Below are 23,524 nucleotides of genomic sequence, written 5' to 3'. Positions count from 1 at the left end.
AGGCTCCGTTTTAACACTCAGGCAATCTTAGAAAGATTGAGTGTAACGTACGTAGGTTTTACGACCGTATGCATCGTAAAGACCCATGTCGTAACCACGACCGCTTGGGTGTAACGCATCAAGAGCTGGACGCTCATCAGCTAAGTTATCAACACCAACAGTCACTTTACCGTCCCAAGGAGTATTCCAGTTAACTTGTAAGTCATGAGTTAACCATGAGTTTACAGCAGCTGAATAGCCGTAAGAGGCGTATGCTGGAGCGTATTGATCCTGCCAAGTAGAAGTAGTTTCGTCAATGTAGCTGTTGTTCAACACTACAGAGAAATCTCCGTAAGACCAAACGTTAGACAACATTGCACGGTAGCGAGGAGCACTTGCAGTGTGTACATAGCTTTCGCCGCCGTCAGTAGACTGCTCTAGCATGTAAGAAACTTGCAAGTTAGTTTTCAAGCTACCCATGTCGCCGAAGTCAAAGTCAGCTTGGGTGTTGAAGTCGATACCGTTACCTTCGATAGTACCAAGGTTAGTGTAACCAGACTGAGCGTAAATGATTGCGCCAGTTACTGCGTCACGAGCTAGACCAAGACCGTTTGAAGATACAGGTGGGTTAACGTTAGTTGGTAACGCTGAAAGACCTGAAGGACACAAACCAGTTGGGTTTGCACCTAAACAGTTGATCATTCGTGCAGTACCGATGTAAGCAACACGACCGTCTACTTCAATGTTCCAGTAGTCAAGAGTCATGTTCAACCAATCAGCTGGCTGATAAGCGAAACCGAAGCTGTATTGATCTGATTGCTCAGACTCAATGTTCGGGTTAGCGATCTGCCAAGTAGTCAACTGAAGCTGACATGAAGCTGCTAGGCCGTTAGCGATACACGTTTGAGGATCGTTAGCACCTTCCGCAGAGAACTGTGGTTGAGCGGTTACGATATCAAGCGTAGGAGCACGGAAACCTTGACCATAAGATGCACGAACAGTTAGCTCGTCCAATGGTTGGTAACGTACAGAAAGCTTAGGAGAGGTATCACTACCATAATCACTGTAGCTATCGTTACGCGCTGCGAAACCGATTTCTAAGTTGTCAAGAACTGGGAAGTTTGCTTCGATGAAGAAAGCGTCAACATCACGGTCACCACCAGCAGAGTTACCTGCAGAACCAACGATTTGGCCTGAAGAACTTAAGGTGTCGTAGATGTCGTAGTATTCTTCTTTACGAGTCTCGAAACCAAACGCGATGCTTGCCATTCCGCCGTCCATTTCGAACAACTCAGTGCTAGCGTTTGCATACCACTCAGTGATACGAGTACCTGAATCACGGCTGATAGTAGCAATCAATGAATCAAGAACTGCACGGTCAACGTTGAACGGGTCATAGATGTCGTAAGCACCAGATTCGATAGCTGCTTGCGCTAAACCACCAACAACGTAGTTTTTACCTAATTCGATGAACTTGCTCTCAGTAGAACGCGCACCGAAATCGATGTCGAAGTTACCAATAGTCGCTTCTGCACCGATGTTTAAGTCATAAGTGTTCTTCTCAGTGTTCGCATCACGAGTACCAAGTGCTGCAAAACGGTGACGTAAGAACAATGGCTCTGCTGGGTCATAACCCGCGATACCACGGTTTGCAGGATGGTTAGGTGAAGTCGTAGAGATGAAGATCGCGCCACCTGGCCATGGAGATGAAGGAACTGGAGCGTAACGACCGAATGAAGTCGAGCGAGAAACGCTTGAGTTCATGTAAATCGTCCAATCAGCATTTACTTCATAGTCACCACGTAAGAACAACGCTTGGTTGTTGCTCGCTGCTTCATCTGCAGATACTAGAGAGTACTCATAGTAACAACGAGTAGAAGAACCTAAAGTCGTGAAACCGTTACCTAACTCGTCACACGCGCCAGGAACTTGTGAACCACGGTCTGGGTTTGCTAAGAAACCACCATCAGTGTAACCGTAAACGGTACCTGGAGCTGGGGTCGCAGAACGGAAGTTGTTAGAGAAAGTTGAGTAACCGCCTGAAGACCACTCACGATCACGAGCAAAGATGATGTCACGTTTGTTGAACGAGATACCACCAGTCATGCGAGCTTTACCAGACGACGCGCCGAAGATTGCAGAACCAGTCGAGGTGTCACCACCTTCTTGCTTGGTTTTACTTTCTTCAATGCTTAATTGTACGCCTTCGAAATCTTTACGAGTAACGATGTTTACAACACCACCAATCGCGTCAGAACCGTATACCGCTGATGCGCCATCGGTAAGAATTTCGATACGCTCAACCGCCGCTAGAGGGATTGAGTTCAAATCTTGGCCTTGTCCAGTGTCTGGAGAAGACGGAGCACGACGACCGTCGATCAAGATAAGAGTACGGCTTTCACCTAAACCACGAAGACTCAAACCCGCAAAACTTTGCGCAGAGCTACCTGATTGAGGACGGAAAGAACCGAATGAGTTGAAAGTAGTGTTACGAACTAAGTCAGAAACAGATACTTCACCTGACATTTCAATCGTTTCACGATCGATAACGGTAACCGGCAATGCACCTTCAACGTCAGAACGCTTGATACGAGAACCAGTGATGGTGATTTTTTCGTCTTTCGCACCATCTTCCGCCGCGTATACCGACGGGATTGCCATGGCAGCTGCGGTACCTGCGATTAACGCGGTACGTACTGCTTTAGCAATGGGATTACTATTTAGAGTACTCAATTTATTTCTCCCTGGTTGTTACATTGTTTGATTTAGATTGTTAGGGAATTACCTTTCATCGTTATGCTCGATGATAAAGAAAACCCATTTATTGGCCCAAGCCTTATTTAATCAGCATCGATACTAACCATTTTCAGTTTCAAAGGTCAATGCTTTTTTTTACAAAAGGTAACAATTTGCTTAATCTGAATAAAATTCACTCAAACCTCATTTAAGGCCTTATTTTTAAGGGAATTTTGAAAAAAAACGACATAACACAACATGCCAAAAATGACGAAAACTGACACCATGATCAGCGGCATTTTTAAATAAAAAGTGAGTCGATTGGTCAATTCAATTTGATCGTTTAAAACACCGCGTTGGAACTGCTTTATCTGTGCAACGCGTTGTCCATGTAAATTGATGATTGCAGTAATGCCATTGTTGGTCGCTCGAATGACTGGCATTCCGAACTCTAACGCCCTCGATTGCGCAATCTGTAGGTGTTGATGAGGCCCCCAAGAACGTCCAAACCAAGCGTCATTACTGACCGTCAATATAAAGCTATCCTTTTGATTTTCATAGTTTTTTAGAAATTCAAAAAAAACTTCTGAATAGGCAATTTCATAACAAATTGCCGGCAAAACTCGGGTATCATCAAACTCAAAGGCCACTTGGTTCTTGGCGCCTGGAGCCATCGCGGACATCGGTAAATTAAAAAACTCTATCAACCCGCGCAGCCAGCTTTCAAAAGGTACAAACTCTCCAAACGGTACCAAATGTTGCTTATCGTAACGCTGTTGGGTATTCCCTAATGTAATCAAAGATGCATAAATTTTACGCGTTTCAGGCTGATAAATAGGAATACCCAGAATCATCTGGCTACCACGTTCTCGGGCCAGCCGATCCCACTGATCCAACCAGTTGCTAACCCGATGTTTTAACTCAGGAACCGCCGCTTCTGGCCAAATAACGAAGTCACTACCGAGATGCTCTAAGGTCAGATCTTGATACAGTTGCAAGTGTTGTCCCAACAGTTCTCTCTTCCACTTGTCTTGTTGCGGAATATTTGGCTGAACTAAAACAAAAGACTTCAATTGGCCGGGTGTTTCGGAAGGACGGAAAGTATTAACCAAAATTAAGATCGCGACGATAGGAAGAATCAACCCGACCAACGGTAGGGTTAAATATTGAAACGACGGCCTATTCTTCGCCAGTACATAGACAATCCAAGCCATTTGACTGGCAACTAAGGCAACCCAAAACGATGCTCCATAAACGCCAACCCAGGCAATGACCTCGGCGAATGGACTGTCAACCAATCCATAACCGGCAAAAAGCCAAGGAAATCCGGTAAAGAAATTGGCCAGCGCCCCGTCCATTGCTAACCAGAGAAGAGGAAATCCGTATTGAATAGCAACAACACCGTAGCGTTGAAATAGCCAGCGCAAACCAAGGCCAATAAAAAGCTTAAAAACCGCCAAAAACGCGACAAATAATGCGGTCAAGAATACGCTCATCAGTAAGGGCGCGTTACCGAACTGATGGATGCTGACATGCACCCAGCTTGCGCCGACGGCGAAAAAGCCGAGACCGTAACAGTAGGCGATTGTGGCAAGCCGTTCAGACTGGTAACGTAAAAATAGAAAATTTAGCCCCGCAATAGAAACAAACAATAGCGGCCACCAAGCCAGCGGCGCTAACCCAAGCGGATAGATAGCCCCTAAAACAAACGCCCATAAATATGGGCGTTTATAAGATAACCAAGCAAGACGTTGCAACATATGCGCCTTCTAATTCACAGCGGTTTCATCCAGCTCTTCGACTGGTTCAATGGTCATTCTAACGAGACGAATGCGGCGCGTATCGGCAGACAATACAGTAAACTTGTATTGGCCTAGTTGCACCACTTCATCTTTGACCGGTAAGTGGCCGAACGCCTGGATAATCAGTCCACCGATGGTATCAAACTCTTCATCGCTCAAGTCGGCTTTGAAGTATTCGTTAAATTCATCAATCGGCGTGCGCGCTTTGATCACATAAGCGCCATCATCGTGCGCTTTAATAGCATCTTCTTCGTCGTCGAAATCGTGCTCATCTTCGATTTCGCCCACAATTTGCTCTAGTACATCTTCAATGGTTACTAAGCCAGCAACGCCACCATACTCATCTACCACGATGGCCATATGATTACGATTTACTCGAAAGTCTTTCAACAAAACATCAAGACGTTTGCTTTCTGGAACGATGACGGCGGGACGCAACACTTCTTTTAAATTAAAGCGACCGCTTTGCTCTCCTTTGGTTTGCTCAAGTAACGCAGGAAGTAAATCTTTCGCGAGCAATATGCCTTCTAGATCATCGCGATCGTCTCCGATCACAGGAAAACGAGAATGCGCTGAATCTATCACTATGGATAAAATTTGCTCGAGATCCATATCTTGTTCAACCACGACCATTTGAGGTCTTGGTATCATAATGTCACGAACTTGCATTTCGGAGACCTGGAGAACGCCTTCGAGCATCGCTAGAACATCGTGGTTAATGAGAGAGTTTTGCTGTGCAGTCTTTAAGATATCGACGATATCAGATCGGTCTTTGGGTTCAGATTGTAAAATTTGCGCAATGCGCTCTAACCATGACCGCGAGGGCGGGTGCTCGTCCATTGTCGGTGAAAATCTCTTGTCGTTAATACTCGGGCAGTTTAGCAAAGGTTTCGCGAAAAGACTACGCTCTTGCCCGGCTTAAATGAGATAGGGATTGGGAATATCTAGGTGTGCTAAAGCTTGGGTCTCAAGTGCCTCCATTTCTTCGGCTTCTTGGTCATTTTGATGATCATAGCCCAATAGGTGAAGGCACCCATGAACCGTCATATGGGCCCAGTGATTTAACTCGGGCTTACCTTGTTCAGCGGCTTCTTTCGCAACAACGGGCGCACATATGATTAAGTCACCTAGGAGTGGTAGCTCAATAAACTCAGGAACGTCAGCGGGAAACGACAAAACATTGGTCGGCTTATCTTTGTTTCGATATTGCGCGTTAAATGCCTGACTCTCATCGCTATCGACCACTCGAATACTCAGCTCCACTTCTTCTCGTGCGTCGCCGGCGGTCATCAAGGCTTGCTCGACCCACGACTGAAATGCTTCTAATGAGGGAACTTTAGAATGGTCATCACAGTTCACTTCAAGCGCTAGGTCAACCTGAGTCACGATTTGACCTTATTCTTATCATCGAATTTTTCATACGCCTGTACCACTCGCTGCACGACCGGATGACGTACCACATCGGTGGATTGAAAAAAGGTAAAGCTAATGTCTTTAACCCCTTTTAAAATTTCGATGGCTTGGCGTAAACCAGATTGAGTCCCGCGAGGTAAATCGACCTGCGTTATATCACCAGTAATGACCGCCTTGGAGCCAAAGCCAATTCGAGTGAGCAACATTTTCATTTGTTCCGCCGTCGTATTTTGACTTTCGTCCAAGATGATAAAGGCTTCATTCAATGTACGACCACGCATGTAAGCCAGTGGAGCCACTTCAATGACATTCTTTTCCATTAATTTACCGACCCGTTCAAACCCGAGCATTTCATACAGTGCGTCATATAATGGACGTAAATAAGGATCAACCTTTTGATTTAAGTCTCCCGGCAGAAAGCCTAACCGCTCGCCCGCTTCGACCGCCGGTCGGGTCAAAATGATGCGGCGAATTTCTTGACGTTCCAGCGCATCGACGGCTGCAGCCACCGCCAAGTAGGTCTTGCCGGTTCCTGCGGGACCAATTCCGAAACTAATGTCGTTGGCTAATATTCTCTCTACGTAGCGCTTTTGATTGTGCCCTCTCGGCCGAATTAAGCCACGCTTGGTCGTAATCACCACATCAGAGTGTTTCGAAGATGCTTTATCTTCCGTAAGACGACAGGCCATCGATTGAACGATTAAGTGAACCGTTTCTGCACCTAAAGCGGCGCTATTGGCCGTTTCTTCAAACAACTCTTCGATGACCGCTCGTCCGGCATCCACATTGACCTGTTCACCAATCAACTGAAACTGATTACCACGATTGGTGACTTCAATACCCAAGCGACGCTCTATGAGTCGAAAATTTTCATCAAGGTGGCCCGATAGATTCGCCAATCGTTCATTGTCTACCGGCTCTAATGTAAATTGAATACTGTGCGTTTCTGACAACCTAAAATCTCGTCTAATAAGTACGCTGAGGTAGTTACTGTACTAACTCTGCGCGAAGTGAATTTGGAAGGGCTTCAGTGATCACTACATCGGCAAATTGACCAATTAATTTGTGCGAACCTGAAAAGTTAACCACTCGATTACATTCCGTGCGTCCACTCAATTGCATAATGTCTTTTTTGCTCGGCCCTTCGACTAATATACGGCGCTGTGTCCCCACTAATTTACGGCTAATGTCTTGGGTTTGCTGATTGATTCTTTGCTGTAGAAGCTGCAAACGTTGCTTTTTGATCGCCATATCCGTGTCATCCGCTAAATCCGATGCCGGAGTACCCGGTCGGGCACTGTAAATAAAGCTAAAGCTGTAATCAAAACCAACCTCGGCAATCAGGTCCATCGTGTCTTGAAAGTCTTGATCGGTTTCACCGGGAAAACCGATGATAAAATCCGACGACAGGCTGATACCCGGACGAATCGCTTTTAATCGCGCAATTTTCGCCAAATACTCTTCACGAGTGTGTCCTCGCTTCATCGCCGCTAAAATAGGATCAGCACCGCTTTGCACGGGTAAATGTAAATGACTGACCAGCTCTGGTACTTCTCCATACACATCAATTAATCGGTCAGAAAACTCGACCGGATGAGACGTTGTAAAGCGAATGCGGTCAATGCCTTCTACGGCAGCAACGTAAGTGATCAGTTCAGCCAAATCAGCGATGCGACCATCATGGGTTTCACCACGATAGGCATTCACATTTTGTCCCAACAAATTAATTTCTCTAACCCCTTGGTCTGCCAACTCAACAACCTCGGCAATGACATCATCAAAGGGCCGGCTGACTTCTTCGCCTCGGGTATAGGGTACAACGCAAAACGTACAATACTTGCTGCATCCTTCCATAATCGAAACAAAAGCGGTCACGCCTTCAGCTTTCGGCTCGGGTAGACGATCGAATTTTTCGATTTCTGGAAAAGAAATATCGACGACGGCGGCATTTTTCGTCTTAACCGATTCCATCATTTCAGGAATTCGGTGTAACGTTTGCGGACCAAAGACCATATCAACGTGCGGAGCTCGAGCACGAATCGCATCACCTTCTTGGCTAGCAACACAGCCACCGACACCAATCACCAAGTCAGGGTTCTTTGCTTTGTAGTTTTTCCATTGACCCAGCTGAGAAAATACTTTTTCTTGTGCTTTTTCTCGAATCGAGCAGGTATTCAATAACAATACATCGGCTTCTTCGGGATTATCGGTGATCTCTAATTCATGAGTATCATTGAGCAGATCCGCCATACGCGATGAATCATACTCATTCATCTGGCAGCCCCAAGTTTTGATATACAGCTTTTTGGTCATAAATTCCCGTTACCTTGCTTCGACAACCCTACCAATTGGAGGGAAAATAACGCCTGTCGTTACTCAAAGGGTTAAAAATTAAGGGCGGGGATTATATCAAAGGTTAAATTACGAACACCAGACTATTGGTAAAATCAGCTAAATTTAGCGGCAACAGGTTCAATTAATCACTGATCGACCGGATCAGAGTTTGCTCGATCATATCTAATTCTTCATCAAAGGAGTCGAAATCGTCTAGATCAGGCACATCATTCATCACTTTCTTACTTTCAGCGGCAGGCTCAGTTGTGGCTTTAGGTTTAGTGACTGGCTCTGGAGAAGAGGCCTCGCCACCAATCTGCATACGCACACTCTCCGCTGCACGACGCATCATTTCCTTGTTAATTTCAGCCAGTCCATTCATCAAAATGGTTAATTGTCGGCTTTCTCTTTTATCGTCAAGAGGAATATCATTGAGCTTTTTTAGAAGATCAATGCAGGGTTTTTCTATCCAACTCGCCATAATGCCCTCAAACAAGGATTTCTTTAGTACACTAAAGCATAGAGGCTTTGCGTTAAAGTTTCCATTAAGTTATGACGCAAAATTCTACTCTGCACAACCGATTAGGCAGAATAATCAATGAACTACCTCGCTCATGCCGCTTTATCTCCGACAAGTCAGCAAACGCTGATTGGTAACTTGATTGGCGACCATATTCGCGGCTCAGATTTGAGTCACCTACCAAAAGCCATTGAAAAGGGTGTGCGGCTGCACCGATACATTGATCATCAATTTGACCACCACCCCAATATCGTTGCTATTCGCCGGCAGTTACCGAACGGCTTACGCCGCTTTGTCGGAATATCTTTAGACCTCTGGTTCGATAATTGGCTTTCTAATCACTGGCATGCATTTTACGCTCAGCCCTTAGTCGACTTTCAAGTGTCCACAAGCCAAACCATTCAGCAGCACATCGAGTGGATTCCCAACTCTCAAAAGCCCTTTATGGAATACCTTTGCCGTGAGCAATTGTTTTTGCGATACCGTTCAGAGAATCAAATCACTAAAAACCTTAAGCTTCTAGCGAAACGGTTAACCAAGAGCAACGGCCTTTTAGAGTCACTGGAGTGGTTGAAAGATCATTCTGACGACATCGTCACCGAATGGCCAAACGTTTATAGCGATATGATCGCGGCGACTGAGGAGTTTCTAAGTCAATATGACCAATAACTCATTTCCAATCTTACATTTACAAACCGAACACTCGATTGCTAAGTTAAAAGAACCAGTCGCTCTGCCCGCTAAGAGCAATCAACTTTACAACTTGAGTGTGACGGTTGATGAAATATCACTGATTGCACCAACTCAGTTTTTACGCTCAATTAAAAGCCAGATTATTAAAGAAGAAAATGGTTGGCATATCATCAAATTCGATCAAGTTTTTCAGTTTAAAGAAATTGGTGTGCTTGCGGCGGTGGCTGCTCGTTTAGCGGAACACGACATTAGTATTCTTGCCGTATCAACGTTCAATACCGACTACCTAATGATTCAGCAAACACAAATAGGCAAAGCTTTAATGCAAATGAGAGCCGCAGGCCATCAAGTAACGAGCGTTCATCAACTGGGATAACCCATTCATCCTTCTTTTCTTTGTTTACTTCTTCATTGGCGACTTACTTTTTCTTAGGTAAATAAACACCATAAAATGCGTCTTCCCAGTGTTGACCTTTATCTTTAGAAACTTGCCAATGCTGATGAACACTTCCATCACTTTTGGGCGTCCACTTAATTTTTTGTAAAAGCGTATTCCCATCTTGAGCTTGAGTTTGTCCCGTCAAGAGCATGGCTTGTCCATTCCATTTTCCTTCAAGCACTAATAACCCGCCTTTATTATCGACCCAAGTTTGGTGCCATACTTTTCGGGTAGCGTCGAATATATTAATGCTTTGTCCAGAATAGCCTTTTTCGGTTGAATAGAGCTCAGTAATAACACATCCGTTTTGTGCTTTTTGAATCAGATTGTTGCCCACCAACTTACCGTCTTTATCGAAAACCTTCCAGTCGCCCAACCAAAAGTCAAACTGTTTGGACATCTCTGAGTTACAAGTCGCGCTGGCCATGGTCGCCATCAAAATAAAGCATAAACTCAAAACCATTTTAACTGTGTGACTATTCATTGTGAACTCTCTGCGTTTAGTGACCAATTTTTTCAGATAGATGTCGGTTTACTATCTCATTGGAACTGGCACGAACATACTAACGACTTCAATGCGCGACCAGCAAATTTAATTTTATTGAACTTTAAAAAGAAAAAAGTGAACTCTTCGACGATTCTAAAAAGATGTTCCAATACTAAAATAACTTTTCTCTTCGCCAACTGACAAATCGTTAGCAATCGCATAGCCAAGCCGTACATCCAAAATAAGTGAATAAAACAACTTTACTCTGGTATATAGTTCAGCGCCAACACTAGCGTAGTGTTGCTCGCTCAAATCTAGCGACGGATAACGATCGATAACCGATTGTGAATGGCCATAAACTCTCGCTTCATCGAAAAATAGTCGACCAGAGACTTTATCAATGCCGATTGGGGGAGACATAAAGGTTCGCTCTAAATGCCCCAAAGGAAAACGCCACTCTACAGAGGTCATTCGTACATGACGGCCACTTAAGACATCAGCAAAATCTGGATAACCACGTAATGCGTATCGATGTTCTACCAGCGCATTGCCCTGCATAAAGAACGGCTCACTAAAATCGCCACCAATACGAAAGTTGCGTCCGCCTTGCTCTGCACTTGCTGCTAATGCTCGAATCGCCAGCACATGTTCGCCAGATAATTGAATCAATTCTCGCCAATCAATAACTGCCCGCTTACCGGTAAAATCGCTTTCGATCACATCACTTGAAGCAGTCGCAAATTTGATCTGCCGACCATTACTCGGAGAGATAGAACGCAAGTAATTTTTAGACGAATTGAAGTTAAACGCGACGCCTACTAGCGGGTCATTAAACTCACGAATAAATCGTAAGCTTTCATCTTGCCAAAGGTATTGTCGAGTAGTATCGAATGAAGCAGCAAGCTCTATATTCCATTGCCGTTGCAGTTGAGTGAATGCAATATAGTAGCTGAGTTCCAATTCGGTTGATTGTTCAATAAAGTCTGTTGTAAGAGGGTTATCATCATCATCAATGTCATGAGAGTGTTGTAATCTCAAATTAAAAAATCGATCATATTGATAATTAACAAAAAGATTAGGGAGTTTTCGTTCGATTGCGACACTTCCGGCCAGAAAATAACTGTGGTTCTCCAGCGCGTCCATTCCCGACGTTTGTAATCCAAGTTCAACCGTATTCTCATTTCCAACCGCGAAAGGAAACCAATAAGAGGGTGTTAAGGAATCGAGGCTGGAATAGTCCATCACCTCGGCTTCTGATAACGAACCTTTACGTTCAAGTCTCGTCGTCTGTCGGCCCTCATCTAAATTTAACGGATATTGAAGATCGAGTGTTGTTATCTCTGCTGGAGCATTAGTATTAAAATGCTCACGCTTAACAACATCAAATCCTCGAGAAGAATATTGCAAAGTCCATAATTCATTATCAATTATGATAGGCTCAAACTCACCGGAGCGAGCTGACGCAATTCGCGAGACCTCTCGTGTTTGAATATCCGCAAGGTAAATATCAAATCGATTCTGCTGACGATCACTACTAAAAACAATTTGTTTATCATTAACAAACTTTGCGTGCCAACTATGAAATTCCTTATCAAATAGTGGTTGCCATTCATGTGACTCTAAATCAAATAGCTCGACACCGGCTCTACTACTGTCAGGTCTTTGAACGGAAGCGACGATGAACCGACTGTCTGGCGAAATATCCATATAAGAAATGACTTCTGTCCCACCCATATAAAGCCGCTCAATAAACTTGCCTTCTCGAGTTAAGCGCTCTAAATAAAATCGACCACTGTCTCCTTTCAATGCAATAATAGTTTCGCTTTTATTGTCCCAAACAGCTTCAACATAACGTTGTGAAAAAGTAATTCTTTGAAGCTTTTGTTGGCTTGGTTTGTAGATATAAAGATCATAATAAAGATTGTATTCATCACTTACTTCTAATTGACTTATCAAAAGCTCACCTTGCAGATTCACATCGAGATAGCCAAGAGAATTTAAATCATGGACTTTCTTTGTTTGGTTATCTCTGACACGATACAAACCATACTGGGTATATCCATCATAGCCAGTAAACCATAGCGCTTGCTCTAAACCTTGAGCCAATCCTTGCTTAAAGAATCCATCATTGGTTAGTGTCGACTGCAGTTTTTCACTCTTGATTGGCGCGTAGCGATCCATTAAGTAGTCTTCGAATTCAACCCATAGAACATCGAGGGGTTTTCCAATCACTTTCTCTGAGTTTTGATTGATAAAATAAGGCAACCAATTGTCGCTATATTCTTCGACCAAATGAAAAACTTTTTCTTTTCCATAGGTTTCACTAATAAATTGAAAGAAATAATAGCCATATAGATAACGAGCATCGAGAGGCCAACTGCTACTGGCCATATTGACCTCAGAAATTGACTTAAAGCCCGAGCGAAGTTCTTCCTTTATTTTCATTGCATAAATAGAACTTTGACCGCGACCGATTCTATTTTCATAACTGGTTTCTTGGTAAGTTGCCAGTCCTTCATGCACCCAACTGGGTTGAAAAATATTAGGAAAAAGAGGCCAAAAACGTCCAAAAATATTTCGAAAGGCATCTGGGACACCGTCTGCCTTGTCGAGGTGAAGAACATGGGTATATTCATGAGTCAAAAGGCTGGTTAACCAATCTTTCATATCCATTTCTCCTGCTTGAGGAGGATGGACAAATAATACTGAGCGATTGAAAGGCAAGGGTGAAGCGTAACCATTGGCTACATCGGTATGATCGGTTAGCACTAGGTGGGTTTTTCGTCTTGGCTCCCATTGAAATTTTTTAGCCAAGTCTTTATGAATTATCTCTGCTAAAGCAACGGTATCATCGGCTATCTGTCGATGCTTTGATTCAAAGTGTAATTTAAAATGCGGCGTCTCAATGGTTTTCCAGTCTAACTCAGGATCATAAGCAAATACGTCAGTTAAACTTATAAAAAGCACAACAAAAGACAACAAATACCGTTTCATTAACACAAACCAAGAGTTGATTGTTCCGTTCTTATATCACAGATTATCTTAAGCTTAAAATCAGCCAATAAAAAAGGTGGCCTAAGCCACCTTTCACAATAACCAGCCGTTAAAGCTGAAGCTTGTTACCTAACCGACTACTCTGAGTCAGCCTCTGGTGCTGCTTCTTCTTTAGCAGGCGGATCAATAAGCTCTTTCATGCTTAAACGAACACGGCCTTGTCGATCGATTTCTAAAACTTTAACCTTAACGACATCACCAACATTTAAGTAATCAGTCACTTTGTTAACACGCTCATGAGCAATTTGCGAAATATGAACTAAACCGTCTTTTCCTGGCTTTAAGTTAACGAAAGCGCCGAAGTCAGCAATACGAGCTACTTTTCCTTCATAAATAGAGCCTGGCTCAATATCTTCTACGATATCACGAATACGCTGTTCAGCCGCATCACCCGCCGTTTTATCGACAGCAGCAATGCGCACTGTGCCATCATCATCGATTTCAATCGTTGCGCCGGTTTCTTCAGTGATCGAACGAATCGTCGAACCACCTTTACCAATCACCTCAGAGATTTTTTCTGGGTCAATTTTGATCGACGTAATACGTGGAGCGTAGGCAGAAATGTCTGCTCGATGTGTATTAATCGCTTCATTCATCGTTTTCAATATATGTAAACGACCCGCTTTCGCTTGATGCAGCGCTACTTCCATAATTTCTTTCGTGATGCCTTCGATTTTAATGTCCATTTGAAGCGCAGTAATACCATTGTCACTACCCGCTACTTTAAAGTCCATATCACCGAGATGATCTTCATCACCGAGAATGTCAGAAAGCACGACGTATTTTTCGCCTTCTTTTACCAATCCCATGGCAATACCTGCAACCGGCGCTTTTAACGGTACGCCAGCATCCATTAACGCTAAGCTTGTACCACAAACTGACGCCATCGATGATGAACCGTTTGACTCAGTAATCTCAGACACGACTCGTAGCGTGTAGGGAAACTCTGATTGCGCAGGGATAACGGCTTGAATGCCTCGCTTTGCCAACTTACCGTGGCCTATTTCGCGACGCTTCGGACTGCCAACCATACCGGTTTCGCCAACACAGTAAGGAGGGAAGTTATAGTGCAACATAAAGGTGTCTTTGTACTCACCCATTAAATTATCGACGATTTGCGCGTCTCGCTCGGTGCCTAAAGTAGCCGCCACAAGAGCCTGCGTTTCACCACGAGTGAAAAGTGCCGAACCGTGTACTCGAGGTAACACGCCAGTTTTAACATACAAGGCACGAATCATGTCATTGTCACGACCATCAATTCGCGGTGAGCCATTCACGATACGGCTGCGAACCACCGACTTTTCTAAGCTGTGGAATACATCACGCACTTCGTCTTCGGCTAAGTCACTACCTTCAACGACTAATTCAGCAACCACTTTGTCAGCAATAACAGACAACTGATCTTTACGTGCCATCTTATCGGCAATTTGATAAGCCTCGACGACTTGCGCTTCGGCAATTGCAGCAACTTTTGCTTTTAGCTCAGTGTTCTCAGCTTCTGGTTTCCAATCCCAAGCAGGGGTCGCAACGGCTTCGGCAAATTCTTGAATCGCTTTGATGGCAACTTGCATCTCACTGTGACCAAACATGACGGCACCTAGCATGACTGATTCAGAGAGCTCTTTCGCTTCTGACTCAACCATTAAGACCGCGTCTTGCGTACCTGCTACGACCAAATCTAAATCACTTGTCGCAACTTCGCTCATGGCTGGATTCAATAAATACTCACCATCTTTATACCCAACACGGGCAGCACCAATAGGGCCATTGAATGGAATCCCTGAGGTTGCTAACGCCGCTGAAGTTCCGAGCATAGTGACAATATCAGGCTCGACTTCAGGGTTGATAGAAATCACGGTTGCGATAACTTGCACGTCATTCTTAAAACCGTCGGCAAATAATGGACGAATAGGTCTATCGATCAATCGTGCAATTAATGTCTCGCGCTCAGATGGGCGACCTTCACGTTTAAAAAATCCACCAGGAATTTTACCCGCTGCGTAAGTTTTTTCTTGATAATTAACGGTTAACGGAAAGAAGTCTTGGCCTTCTCTCGCTTCTTTCTTACCCACGACAGTGACTAGAACCGTTGTACCTTCAACGTCAACGACAACCGCACTGGTGGCTTGGCGAGCAATCTCACCGGTTTCTAAGGTGACGGTACGACCGCCAAATGGAAAAGTTCTTTTAATAGGATTCACTCTTATTCCTTATTTTTAAATTTAACATCTTTAACTTTGAGTGATCTCGCTAGGTTTTTAGTCAAACCAGAAAGTGATTGCGCTCTGACTTTTGATCTCTGTTCATCAGCGTATGAAGGAGAGTGAACAAAGAGCAATCACTTTCTGGCTAAAAATCCGGTGGCAAGACAACTCTTAAAGTTTCATTTGCGCTATAGATAATAGCAAAAAGGGGCTTTAAAAGCCCCTTTTTAGTTCAAACTCTTAGCGGCGTAAGCCAAGTTTGCCGATCAAGTCGCCGTAGCGGTTTTGATCTTTTTTCTTCAAGTAATCCAACAATTTACGACGTTGGCTTACCATGCGTAATAAACCGCGACGTGAATGATGGTCGTGTTTATTCGCTTTAAAGTGATCTTGCAGGTGGTTGATTTGGGCTGTTAACAATGCAACCTGTACTTCTGGTGAGCCAGTATCGCCTTCACCACGAGCGTGTTCTGCAACGATTTCGGCTTTCGCCGTTGCACTTAATGACATAAAATTCTCCGTTAGTGACATTTCAAAATAGTCTTCAAACCAATCACTAATTCAGCTTGAAGACCCAAAAACAGCGCGATTCTACAGTAGAGACCGCTCCATATCAAGGTTTGTGGCTATTGACCCGCGGATTTTCCTAGTACGTAGGTTTCCCCAGCTGGGTGTTTTCCTTGATACACGACTTTTCCTGCCGAAACTAATGAAACACCATTAAATTCAAAGGTCTTGAACCACTCTGGGTGATCGTTGAAGCGTTTATGTACGGTCAGTAGGTCATTTAAGCGCAATTTCGCGTCAACTAAACTGCTCAAGAAGTGAATAATTTGCTTCTTCTGGTCTCGAAACTGTTCTGGTGATGCCTTGAATACAAACTGGGCCGTTTGCATTAATGGCTTCAATACCGGTGAAAATTGGGTCAGTAAACTTCGATAAAGTTCTTGCCCAACCGGCTCAAGTAGCCCTTGCAGTTCTTTTTGGGTTGGGTTGTGCTTTAAAACTTGTCGAGCTCGACCAAAAAAGCCAGTTGACTCTACAATATCGTACTCTTTCTTTTCAGCATTCATCTTCTCGATAATTGCCGAATCGACCGAGTGAGAGATCATCGCAATGTGACCACCCGGTTTTAGCCAGCGCTCAAACAACTCAGCGACAACAGACCAATCAGTGTACTCAACCCCATATTGACTGGTAATCAAGTCGACAGAACCGTCATCTAATTGCAATTGCTCTAGCGGGGTATCATCGATGAACTGAATAAGTTCGATGGCTTTTTCTAATGTCGGCGCTGCAGCTTTGATTGCTTCGCGATCGATTTTTGCCGCGTCAGTTGCAATAATTTTCAAATCGATCGAGTTTTCGAGTGCATATTCGGCAGCCAACAAGGCTATCGCACCATTACCAGAACATACGTCGAGAACGGTGGCGCCCGACTCAAGAGGTTTAAACTGTTCATTCCAGAACGCTTTAATCTCTGCGTCATAATTACCGTTAAAGTCGAGCGGTAAAGAAGTAATGTTGCCTTGTGACCAATAATTCGTCCACTGCGTTGAAGCCATGATAAACCCTGCTTAAATCTGAAACAGCGGCTATTGTAAAGGTATTTTCAACAAATCTCACTACTTTAAAACAACACTCGCCACGGCTTGGTTCAATTCACGCCATTTGCCAATTGACCAGTTTTTGACCAGCCAGAAACAAAAACAGCGAGCCAAAGCTCGCTGCTTATTTTACAAGAGTTTAGAAGCTCTGCGTATATTGCAAAGAGAACTCTCGACCTTTCGCGTTGTAATAGCCTCCAGCATTTAAATACCAAGGCCAGTTGTTTGCGGTGGGATCTTCTGGTGGGATCTCATTGGTCACATTATTGATACCTAATAAGAAACGACCGTAATCTCCCATATCATATCCCAAACTTAGGTTAACGGTTGTGTAAGCATCGATAAATTGATTGCTTGCACAAGAACCGCCACAGAAACCTCCCGCGAGCTCATCAACGTACATCACTCGAATGTTGGCGTTGTATTCGTCTTTACTCCAACCAAGGTTCGCATTGATCCGATTTTCTGGTAATGCACCTAAACTGATGTTTTCAACTGGAGCAGAATTCTCATCAAACTGCGTCGTAAACTCATCGACCCAAGACCAACTCAAGCGAGTGTTAAAGTTACCTGCCGACGTCTCCCAGTCGTAGTTCATGGTTAAGTCGACGCCCGTGATTTCTTGCAGAGATAAGTTTTGCGCCGTTGATTCAATAAAAGCGTCATTACCTTGCAAAGTTCCTTGAGAATCGCGAGTAATTAAGTCACAGAAGTTACCACTGTTGAAACACGTATTTAAAATAAACTGTGCACTCGGCGCTGCGACAATATTTTCGAGCTCAATTTGATAGTAGTCCATGGTTAAGGTCAAATTATCTACCGCTTCCCAAACCACACCAATGTTTAAGTTTTCGCCCTGCTCTTCTTCTAGGTTCAGATTAGAACCGGTGAACACGTTTACCGACTGAACCGTAACATCATTTAAGAAGGGATCAGTCACGGTAACAAAACCTCGCGTTCGAGAACCGAACAAGCGCTGCATATCGGGAGCACGGAAACTCTCACCCCAAGTTGCACGAAACTTTAATGTATCAGTAGGAGAATACATAATGGCTACCCGAGGGCTCGTGGCACTGCCGACGTCTGAGCGATCATCATAGCTGTCTCGACGAACGGCTAAGTTTAATTCCAATTGCTCTAAAACAGGCAAACGAAACTCGACCGCTACGCCAGTATAGTCACGATCACCACCGCCAGCAGAAGCTCCGTCAAACCCTTCACCTGCCGTTGTGACCGGATCAGAAACATCCGAGTATTCTTGATGCTGTTTATCAATGGCTGCGGCAAATTGTACCGGACCACCGGCCAATTCAAATGGCAAGTCGCCGCTAATCGAGAAGTCAATTCCTCTGGTCCAAGAATAAGCTTCACGACTTGATAAGTAACTGGTCGAGTCAACGATCGACTGAGGAATCGGCTGAAACAGATCCAGTCCATTATCGACTTCTGCATTTAAGGCACTGAGAATAATGTTATTTCTTCTTACGCTGACATCTGAGCGCATGTAAGACCAACCCAGTTCCCAGTCAAACATACCGTCGAATGCAACGCCCTCTAATCCAGTTAAAAAGTTCACCCCTGTGGTTTTAAAGTTACTGGTTCTTGGACCATACTCCACTAAACGACGAACGAAAACGCCTTGCTCTTCATTCGCAGTGCCAGCGGTTGGATTATTGGTAGCATTCCCCGGAATAATACCCCCATTGTTCGGAACTAAAGAACCAAACCCTGTGAAAAAGCCACCACCATAGAAGTTTGGTTCTAATTCAACATAGTTGGTTTGATCGGAAAAGCCGACTCGACCGAAAAAGCTCAAGTCAGGGTTAATTTCATAGCTCACGCGACCGGTCGCTGATTTTTGCTCTGAAGGAGAGAACAGCATTCGATACGCCGTGCGGTCAAATCCACACCAAACATCATTGGCTGAGAAAATAGGTATATTCTGGTCAGGTTGACCTTGCCCACCCAATGCATCATTAGCTGTACCGCAATTGGGGTCTTGATAAATCGTGCCAGTATCCAGTCCTAAAAAGCTTGAACCGCCAATCGAGTATGCGCCCCTTGGATTAGCAACATCCGATGCAGCGTAATCACGATCACGTGAGTATAGTGCTCCCTGTTTCCAATAATCGACAATAAAATCCACGGCCGTTTTATCATTCGTCACACCGGTTAAAAATTGCATTCTTTGAGTATCGGCACCGCCATCGGCCGTCACACTTCGACGCAGTGTCAAGTCGGAACCATTAATGTCTTTTCGTGTAATAATGTTGATAACACCCGAAACTGCATCTGAACCATATATAGCCGATGCGCCATCGGTCAGTATATCGATTCGCTCAATCATCGCTGTGGGAATGGAGCTCAAATCTACAAAGTTAGTCGTTCCACCAATGCCAACTGGATACACAGGCATTCTGCGGCCATCAAGAAGTGTTAATGTTCGACCAAATCCAAATCCTCTCAAATTTACTGACGAGGCCGCTGGCGTAAACCCAAAAGTAAATGACTGATCAATACTTCCACCAGCATTTTGAGTTAAACCATCAATAACATCTTGTACCGTTGCTAATCCCTGACGGTCCATATCTTCGCGAGTAATCGATACAACAGGCGAAACACCTTCTGTATCGACTCGCTTGATCCGACTCCCAGTAATAACCACTCGTTGGTCGTTCGCTGAATCGTCTTCTTCAGCAGCAAAAGTTGGTGCAGAAATCAGAGATAATCCGGCTCCTAACATCAGCGCATTTTTAACGGCAACACCTACTTTATTATAAGATTTTTTCTTCATGCCTAATCCTCTTTGACAAAACTATTAATACCCTTGTGAGAAAAAGCGGCTCACTGCTTTCGCAAATTGAGCCGTAACAACCAGGGATGTCTTTACTTTTCAAAGACGTGTTCATAACAACCAATTAGGCACGAAATAACAATCGCTCTAAGATTGAATTTTTATTTAAATATATTGAATAAATTGAATTAAAATTTAATGATGGAACTTCAACGAAAAGAAACGTCAACTGTTTCAAAATTGAAGCATTTGACACATTTTTTTACAGGTATATTAACGAAGTGTAGAGTTTATTTGGTTTAATACATTTTACATGGCGTTAGGTGAGTTTTCGAATGTTAGAAGAGATACTGAAAATTATATATTTAGTTGCGATAGGGCAAGGTATCTTGGTCGCATCCGTATTGTTTTTTTCCCCCTCTTTACGCTCACGATCGATGACTATTAGTCATGGAACCGACAATAAAATTTTATTTTTTTATATCCTTACCATGTTGCTTCCTTTATGGGAAGGATTTATCAGCATCGCGCCAGAAGTTATGAAACCCCTTTCGATTCCTTACCTTTTCTGGATATTACCATGGTTATACGGCCCCTTACTTTATTTGTATGTCAGGGCAAAGTGCCGCAAAGAGTTTAAGCTTTCTTTTCGTAGTCTTGGTCATTTTAGCATTCTACTGTTTCCAATATTAGTACTGAGTAATTTAGAAACACTCAAACTGTCGATACCTATGATTATTATCCAAAGATTGTGCTGGGCATTAGTCTTTGCCCAAATGTTTACCTACATTGGTTTTTGTTTTGCAGAAATTAAGCGCTATCAAAAATTACTCGCTAACAACTATTCGTTCTTAGAGAAGCTGAATATTATTTGGTTAAAAAGATTGCTTGTTGGCTTCGTGGTTATCTTTTTGTTAGACATGGGCTTCTACTACGTCCAAGCATTGCTGAACTTTAAAGCGGTTTGGTATTTTCATGCATTCGTTATTGTCGAGAGTTTGTACGTGGTGTTGATTGGCTTTTTCTCGATGCGTCATCCTACCGTAGACCCAAATACACTCATTGAACCCAATGGTAAGTATGAGAAGTCTTCTCTCGATCCACACGTAGCGGCCAGACTGGCAGAACGTATCGTTAATTTAATGGACAGTGATTCGTTATATTTGCTGAATGACTTAACGCTGCAAAACTTAGCAGAAAGACTTAATGTCAGTTCTCACCATGTATCTCAGGTTATAAATGACCAGTTAAAAATGTCGTTTTATGAGTTAGTCAATCAAAAGCGCATTGATTACGCGAAGCATTTACTTGCTAACAATACGGCCTCTAAGACAATTCTAGATATCGGCTATGAAGTGGGTTTCAATAATAAAACATCTTTCAACAATGCTTTTAAAAAGTTTACCGGTATGACTCCGAGTGAATTTCGAAAGCAGTTTGCGGCTTAGGATGTAAGCCGTTTTGAATCGAAAAGCAGTAAGTTTGAACAATCATTGAGATGAAAGACGTCATTTTTTCTTGTCATTTAAACTTTGAAACATTTTAGTTATTATTTTATTTTAGCAAATAAAACAATTAGTTAACTATGGTAAAGGTGGTTTCCCGACGAATGTTAACGTAAACAATTATCTAAATTGTCTACCAATTGCGTCTATTTCATTACCTTTTGAAGAAACCAAAACGGGAAAAGGAAAATACCATGTCAATGCCAAACCATGACGCAATGATTGCTGTTGGAAAACTCAACCTAAACCTTCAGACACATGAATTAACCATCAATGAAAAAAGCTATCATTTGCGCTTTAAACTTTTTCATTTAATCACCTATATGATCAACAAGCCCAATCAATTGATCACACGACAAGAGCTTATTGAAGAAGTTTGGAAAGGTAATTATTACATTGGAGAAAAAGGACTAACCCACGCAATCTGTATGCTCAGAACCCTAATTAAAAAAGATCCACATTATTCTTTGCGCATCGAGACAATCCCTAAAACCGGGTATCAATTAAGAGTGTTCGAAGATCACAAGTCAACCAGCGGTGCGTCTAAGGAGAGTCATCTAACTATCGATACATCAATACCGGCGTGGTGGCCGCCAACCAATAGTGAGCAAGACGAGAAATTTAATCGAGACTGGAAATCACTCGCTTAGGTTGAAGCAATAGGTCATCATTGATGGTCGCTAACCCAATAAAGGACGCTTGGTGATCGTATATTTTGATCAATCCATCTTGACCAACTTCAGACTCTTTCGGCAGTGCAGCTTGGACGCACTGTCCTTGTTTAAAATAGAAGGCCGAATCGGCATCTAATTCGACACTTGGATAACCATGCAATGCGGCATCAACTGGCAGCAAAAGCGCATCCATATCGGTAAAGGCTTCCTCATCTCGAAGTTGTTGAAGTTCATCCAGCGATTGCATTTCATCGCTCTCAAAATGCGCAACCCATTCTCTTCGTAATACGGTTACATGAGCACCGCACCCTAGCTGCTCCCCAATATCTTCGACAAGATTGCGAATATAAGTCCCTTTACTGCACTCGACGTACATAGAAAAATCTTGCTCTGTGAAAGACTCGAGCTGCAATGCCATAATTTCTATTGGCCGCGCTTTGCGCTCAACTTCAATGCCTTGGCGGGCAAGCTTGTATAAAGGCTGGCCTTGATGCTTGAGCGCAGAGTACATTGAGGGGACTTGCATGGAATGGCCAAGAAAGGAACCGATGACCTCTTCAAGTTGCGATAAAGTAACATTAACCGGTCGAGTTTCTATTACTTCACCTTCAGCATCTGCCGTTGAGGTTTTTTCTCCCAAACGCGCGGTAACACGATAAGCTTTATGAGCATCGAGCAAATACTGCGAAAACTTCGTGGCTTCGCCAAAACATATCGGAAGCATACCGCTCGCTAATGGATCGAGACTTCCGGTGTGTCCTGCTTTTTGGGCATTGAACATGCGGCGTACTTTTTGTAGCACGTGGTTAGATGAGTGACCAGTTGGCTTATCTAACAATAAGATACCATTAACCGGACGCCCTTTACGTTTGCGCGCCATTACATCTACCTACTGGAAACTATTCGCTGTCTTTTGAGCGAGCTTGATCGATCAATGATGACATGACTTGTCCGCGCTTGATCGAAGTATCATGCTTGAAATGCAATTGTGGCATAACACGCATTCTGATCTTGGTCGCCAAAGTAGAGCGTATAAAGCCCTCAGCTTTCGCTAAAACGGACAATGCTTCGGTTATTTCTTGCTCGGAGTCTTTGCCTAAGAATGACACAAACACTTTGGCATGCTGTAAGTCTCGAGTAATTTCAACGGCAAGCACGGTAGGCATACCAACACGAGGATCCTTAATTTCACGTTGTAAAATTAAAGCCAATTCGCGTTGCAGTTGTTCTGCAACGCGATCAGTACGACTAAATTCTCGGCTCACCATTCACCTCATCGAACA

Annotated in this window: 19 protein-coding genes; 4 read left to right on the top strand and 15 right to left on the bottom strand. The window is 43.6% G+C overall.

The window, feature by feature from the left end; all coding sequences use genetic code 11:
• Positions 1 to 27: 27 nt before the first annotated feature.
• The 7 genes from Q9312_RS15115 to Q9312_RS15085 all read right to left on the bottom strand — a co-directional run bounded on the left by Q9312_RS15115 (position 28) and on the right by Q9312_RS15085 (position 8,745).
• Positions 28 to 2,712, bottom strand: a complete 2,685-nt coding sequence (locus tag Q9312_RS15115; RefSeq protein ID WP_309201694.1) for a TonB-dependent receptor plug domain-containing protein — start codon at positions 2,710 to 2,712, stop codon at positions 28 to 30.
• Positions 2,713 to 2,912: 200 nt separating this feature from the next.
• Positions 2,913 to 4,475 carry an apolipoprotein N-acyltransferase gene (gene lnt / locus Q9312_RS15110; RefSeq protein WP_309201693.1) on the bottom strand — a complete coding sequence of 521 codons (1,563 nt, stop codon included), beginning with the start codon at positions 4,473 to 4,475 and terminating at the stop codon, positions 2,913 to 2,915.
• A gap of 9 nt (positions 4,476 to 4,484) precedes the next feature.
• Positions 4,485 to 5,357 carry a CorC family transporter gene (locus Q9312_RS15105; RefSeq protein WP_309201692.1) on the bottom strand — a complete coding sequence of 291 codons (873 nt, stop codon included), beginning with the start codon at positions 5,355 to 5,357 and terminating at the stop codon, positions 4,485 to 4,487.
• 78 nt (positions 5,358 to 5,435) lie between these two features.
• The gene (gene ybeY / locus Q9312_RS15100) at positions 5,436 to 5,903 is read right to left on the bottom strand and encodes an rRNA maturation RNase YbeY (protein ID WP_309201691.1); all 468 of its coding nucleotides are present in this window, start codon (positions 5,901 to 5,903) and stop codon (positions 5,436 to 5,438) included.
• Positions 5,900 to 6,883 (bottom strand): PhoH family protein, encoded by a 984-nt coding sequence (locus tag Q9312_RS15095; protein ID WP_309201690.1) that lies wholly within the window; start codon positions 6,881 to 6,883, stop codon positions 5,900 to 5,902. The genes ybeY and Q9312_RS15095 overlap by 4 nt, the downstream gene beginning before the upstream one ends.
• Positions 6,884 to 6,917: 34 nt before the next feature.
• Positions 6,918 to 8,243, bottom strand: coding sequence for a tRNA (N6-isopentenyl adenosine(37)-C2)-methylthiotransferase MiaB (miaB, locus tag Q9312_RS15090; RefSeq protein WP_309201689.1), 1,326 nt, complete (start codon positions 8,241 to 8,243; stop codon positions 6,918 to 6,920).
• A gap of 163 nt (positions 8,244 to 8,406) precedes the next feature.
• Positions 8,407 to 8,745, bottom strand: a complete 339-nt coding sequence (locus Q9312_RS15085; protein ID WP_309201688.1) for a hypothetical protein — start codon at positions 8,743 to 8,745, stop codon at positions 8,407 to 8,409.
• Between the two features lie 117 nt (positions 8,746 to 8,862).
• Between Q9312_RS15085 and Q9312_RS15080 the strand changes: the two genes are divergently transcribed.
• Together Q9312_RS15080 and Q9312_RS15075 are read left to right on the top strand one after the other, a co-directional pair.
• Positions 8,863 to 9,453 (top strand): acyl carrier protein phosphodiesterase, encoded by a 591-nt coding sequence (locus Q9312_RS15080; protein ID WP_309201687.1) that lies wholly within the window; start codon positions 8,863 to 8,865, stop codon positions 9,451 to 9,453.
• On the top strand, positions 9,443 to 9,853 hold the full coding sequence (locus Q9312_RS15075) for an ACT domain-containing protein (protein ID WP_309201686.1): 411 nt from the start codon (positions 9,443 to 9,445) through the stop codon (positions 9,851 to 9,853). The genes Q9312_RS15080 and Q9312_RS15075 overlap by 11 nt, the downstream gene beginning before the upstream one ends.
• Positions 9,854 to 9,896: 43 nt before the next feature.
• Here the strand turns inward: Q9312_RS15075 and Q9312_RS15070 are convergent, their stop codons facing one another.
• The 6 genes from Q9312_RS15070 to Q9312_RS15045 all read right to left on the bottom strand — a co-directional run bounded on the left by Q9312_RS15070 (position 9,897) and on the right by Q9312_RS15045 (position 20,062).
• Positions 9,897 to 10,400, bottom strand: a complete 504-nt coding sequence (locus Q9312_RS15070; protein ID WP_309201685.1) for a hypothetical protein — start codon at positions 10,398 to 10,400, stop codon at positions 9,897 to 9,899.
• Between the two features lie 156 nt (positions 10,401 to 10,556).
• Positions 10,557 to 13,397: a hypothetical protein gene (locus Q9312_RS15065; RefSeq protein WP_309201684.1), complete on the bottom strand. Its 2,841-nt coding sequence runs from the start codon at positions 13,395 to 13,397 to the stop codon at positions 10,557 to 10,559.
• A gap of 137 nt (positions 13,398 to 13,534) precedes the next feature.
• Complete coding sequence (gene pnp, locus Q9312_RS15060) at positions 13,535 to 15,658, bottom strand: polyribonucleotide nucleotidyltransferase (protein ID WP_309201683.1); 2,124 nt, start codon at positions 15,656 to 15,658, stop codon at positions 13,535 to 13,537.
• A gap of 243 nt (positions 15,659 to 15,901) precedes the next feature.
• Positions 15,902 to 16,171, bottom strand: a complete 270-nt coding sequence (gene rpsO / locus Q9312_RS15055) for a 30S ribosomal protein S15 (protein WP_309201682.1) — start codon at positions 16,169 to 16,171, stop codon at positions 15,902 to 15,904.
• A gap of 116 nt (positions 16,172 to 16,287) precedes the next feature.
• A complete protein-coding gene (locus tag Q9312_RS15050; protein WP_309201681.1) occupies positions 16,288 to 17,226 on the bottom strand; it encodes a class I SAM-dependent methyltransferase in 939 nt (312 codons plus the stop codon).
• 181 nt (positions 17,227 to 17,407) lie between these two features.
• Positions 17,408 to 20,062, bottom strand: a complete 2,655-nt coding sequence (locus Q9312_RS15045; RefSeq protein WP_309201680.1) for a TonB-dependent receptor — start codon at positions 20,060 to 20,062, stop codon at positions 17,408 to 17,410.
• A gap of 335 nt (positions 20,063 to 20,397) precedes the next feature.
• On the opposite strand from Q9312_RS15045, the gene Q9312_RS15040 reads away from it, so the two are divergent.
• The gene (locus Q9312_RS15040) at positions 20,398 to 21,510 is read left to right on the top strand and encodes a helix-turn-helix domain-containing protein (RefSeq protein WP_309201679.1); all 1,113 of its coding nucleotides are present in this window, start codon (positions 20,398 to 20,400) and stop codon (positions 21,508 to 21,510) included.
• Positions 21,511 to 21,761: 251 nt separating this feature from the next.
• A complete protein-coding gene (locus Q9312_RS15035) occupies positions 21,762 to 22,217 on the top strand; it encodes a winged helix-turn-helix domain-containing protein (RefSeq protein ID WP_309201678.1) in 456 nt (151 codons plus the stop codon).
• Here Q9312_RS15035 and truB read toward each other — a convergent pair.
• Entirely contained in the window at positions 22,189 to 23,121 is a 933-nt protein-coding gene (truB, locus tag Q9312_RS15030; RefSeq protein ID WP_309201677.1) for a tRNA pseudouridine(55) synthase TruB, read from the bottom strand. The genes Q9312_RS15035 and truB overlap by 29 nt on opposite strands.
• A gap of 19 nt (positions 23,122 to 23,140) precedes the next feature.
• Positions 23,141 to 23,509 (bottom strand): 30S ribosome-binding factor RbfA, encoded by a 369-nt coding sequence (rbfA, locus tag Q9312_RS15025; protein ID WP_309201676.1) that lies wholly within the window; start codon positions 23,507 to 23,509, stop codon positions 23,141 to 23,143.
• Positions 23,510 to 23,524: the final 15 nt, after the last annotated feature.

Source organism: Pleionea litopenaei, assembly GCF_031198435.1.
Lineage (GTDB): Bacteria > Pseudomonadota > Gammaproteobacteria > Enterobacterales > Kangiellaceae > Pleionea > Pleionea litopenaei.
This window is presented reverse-complemented; position numbering and strand designations above follow the sequence as displayed.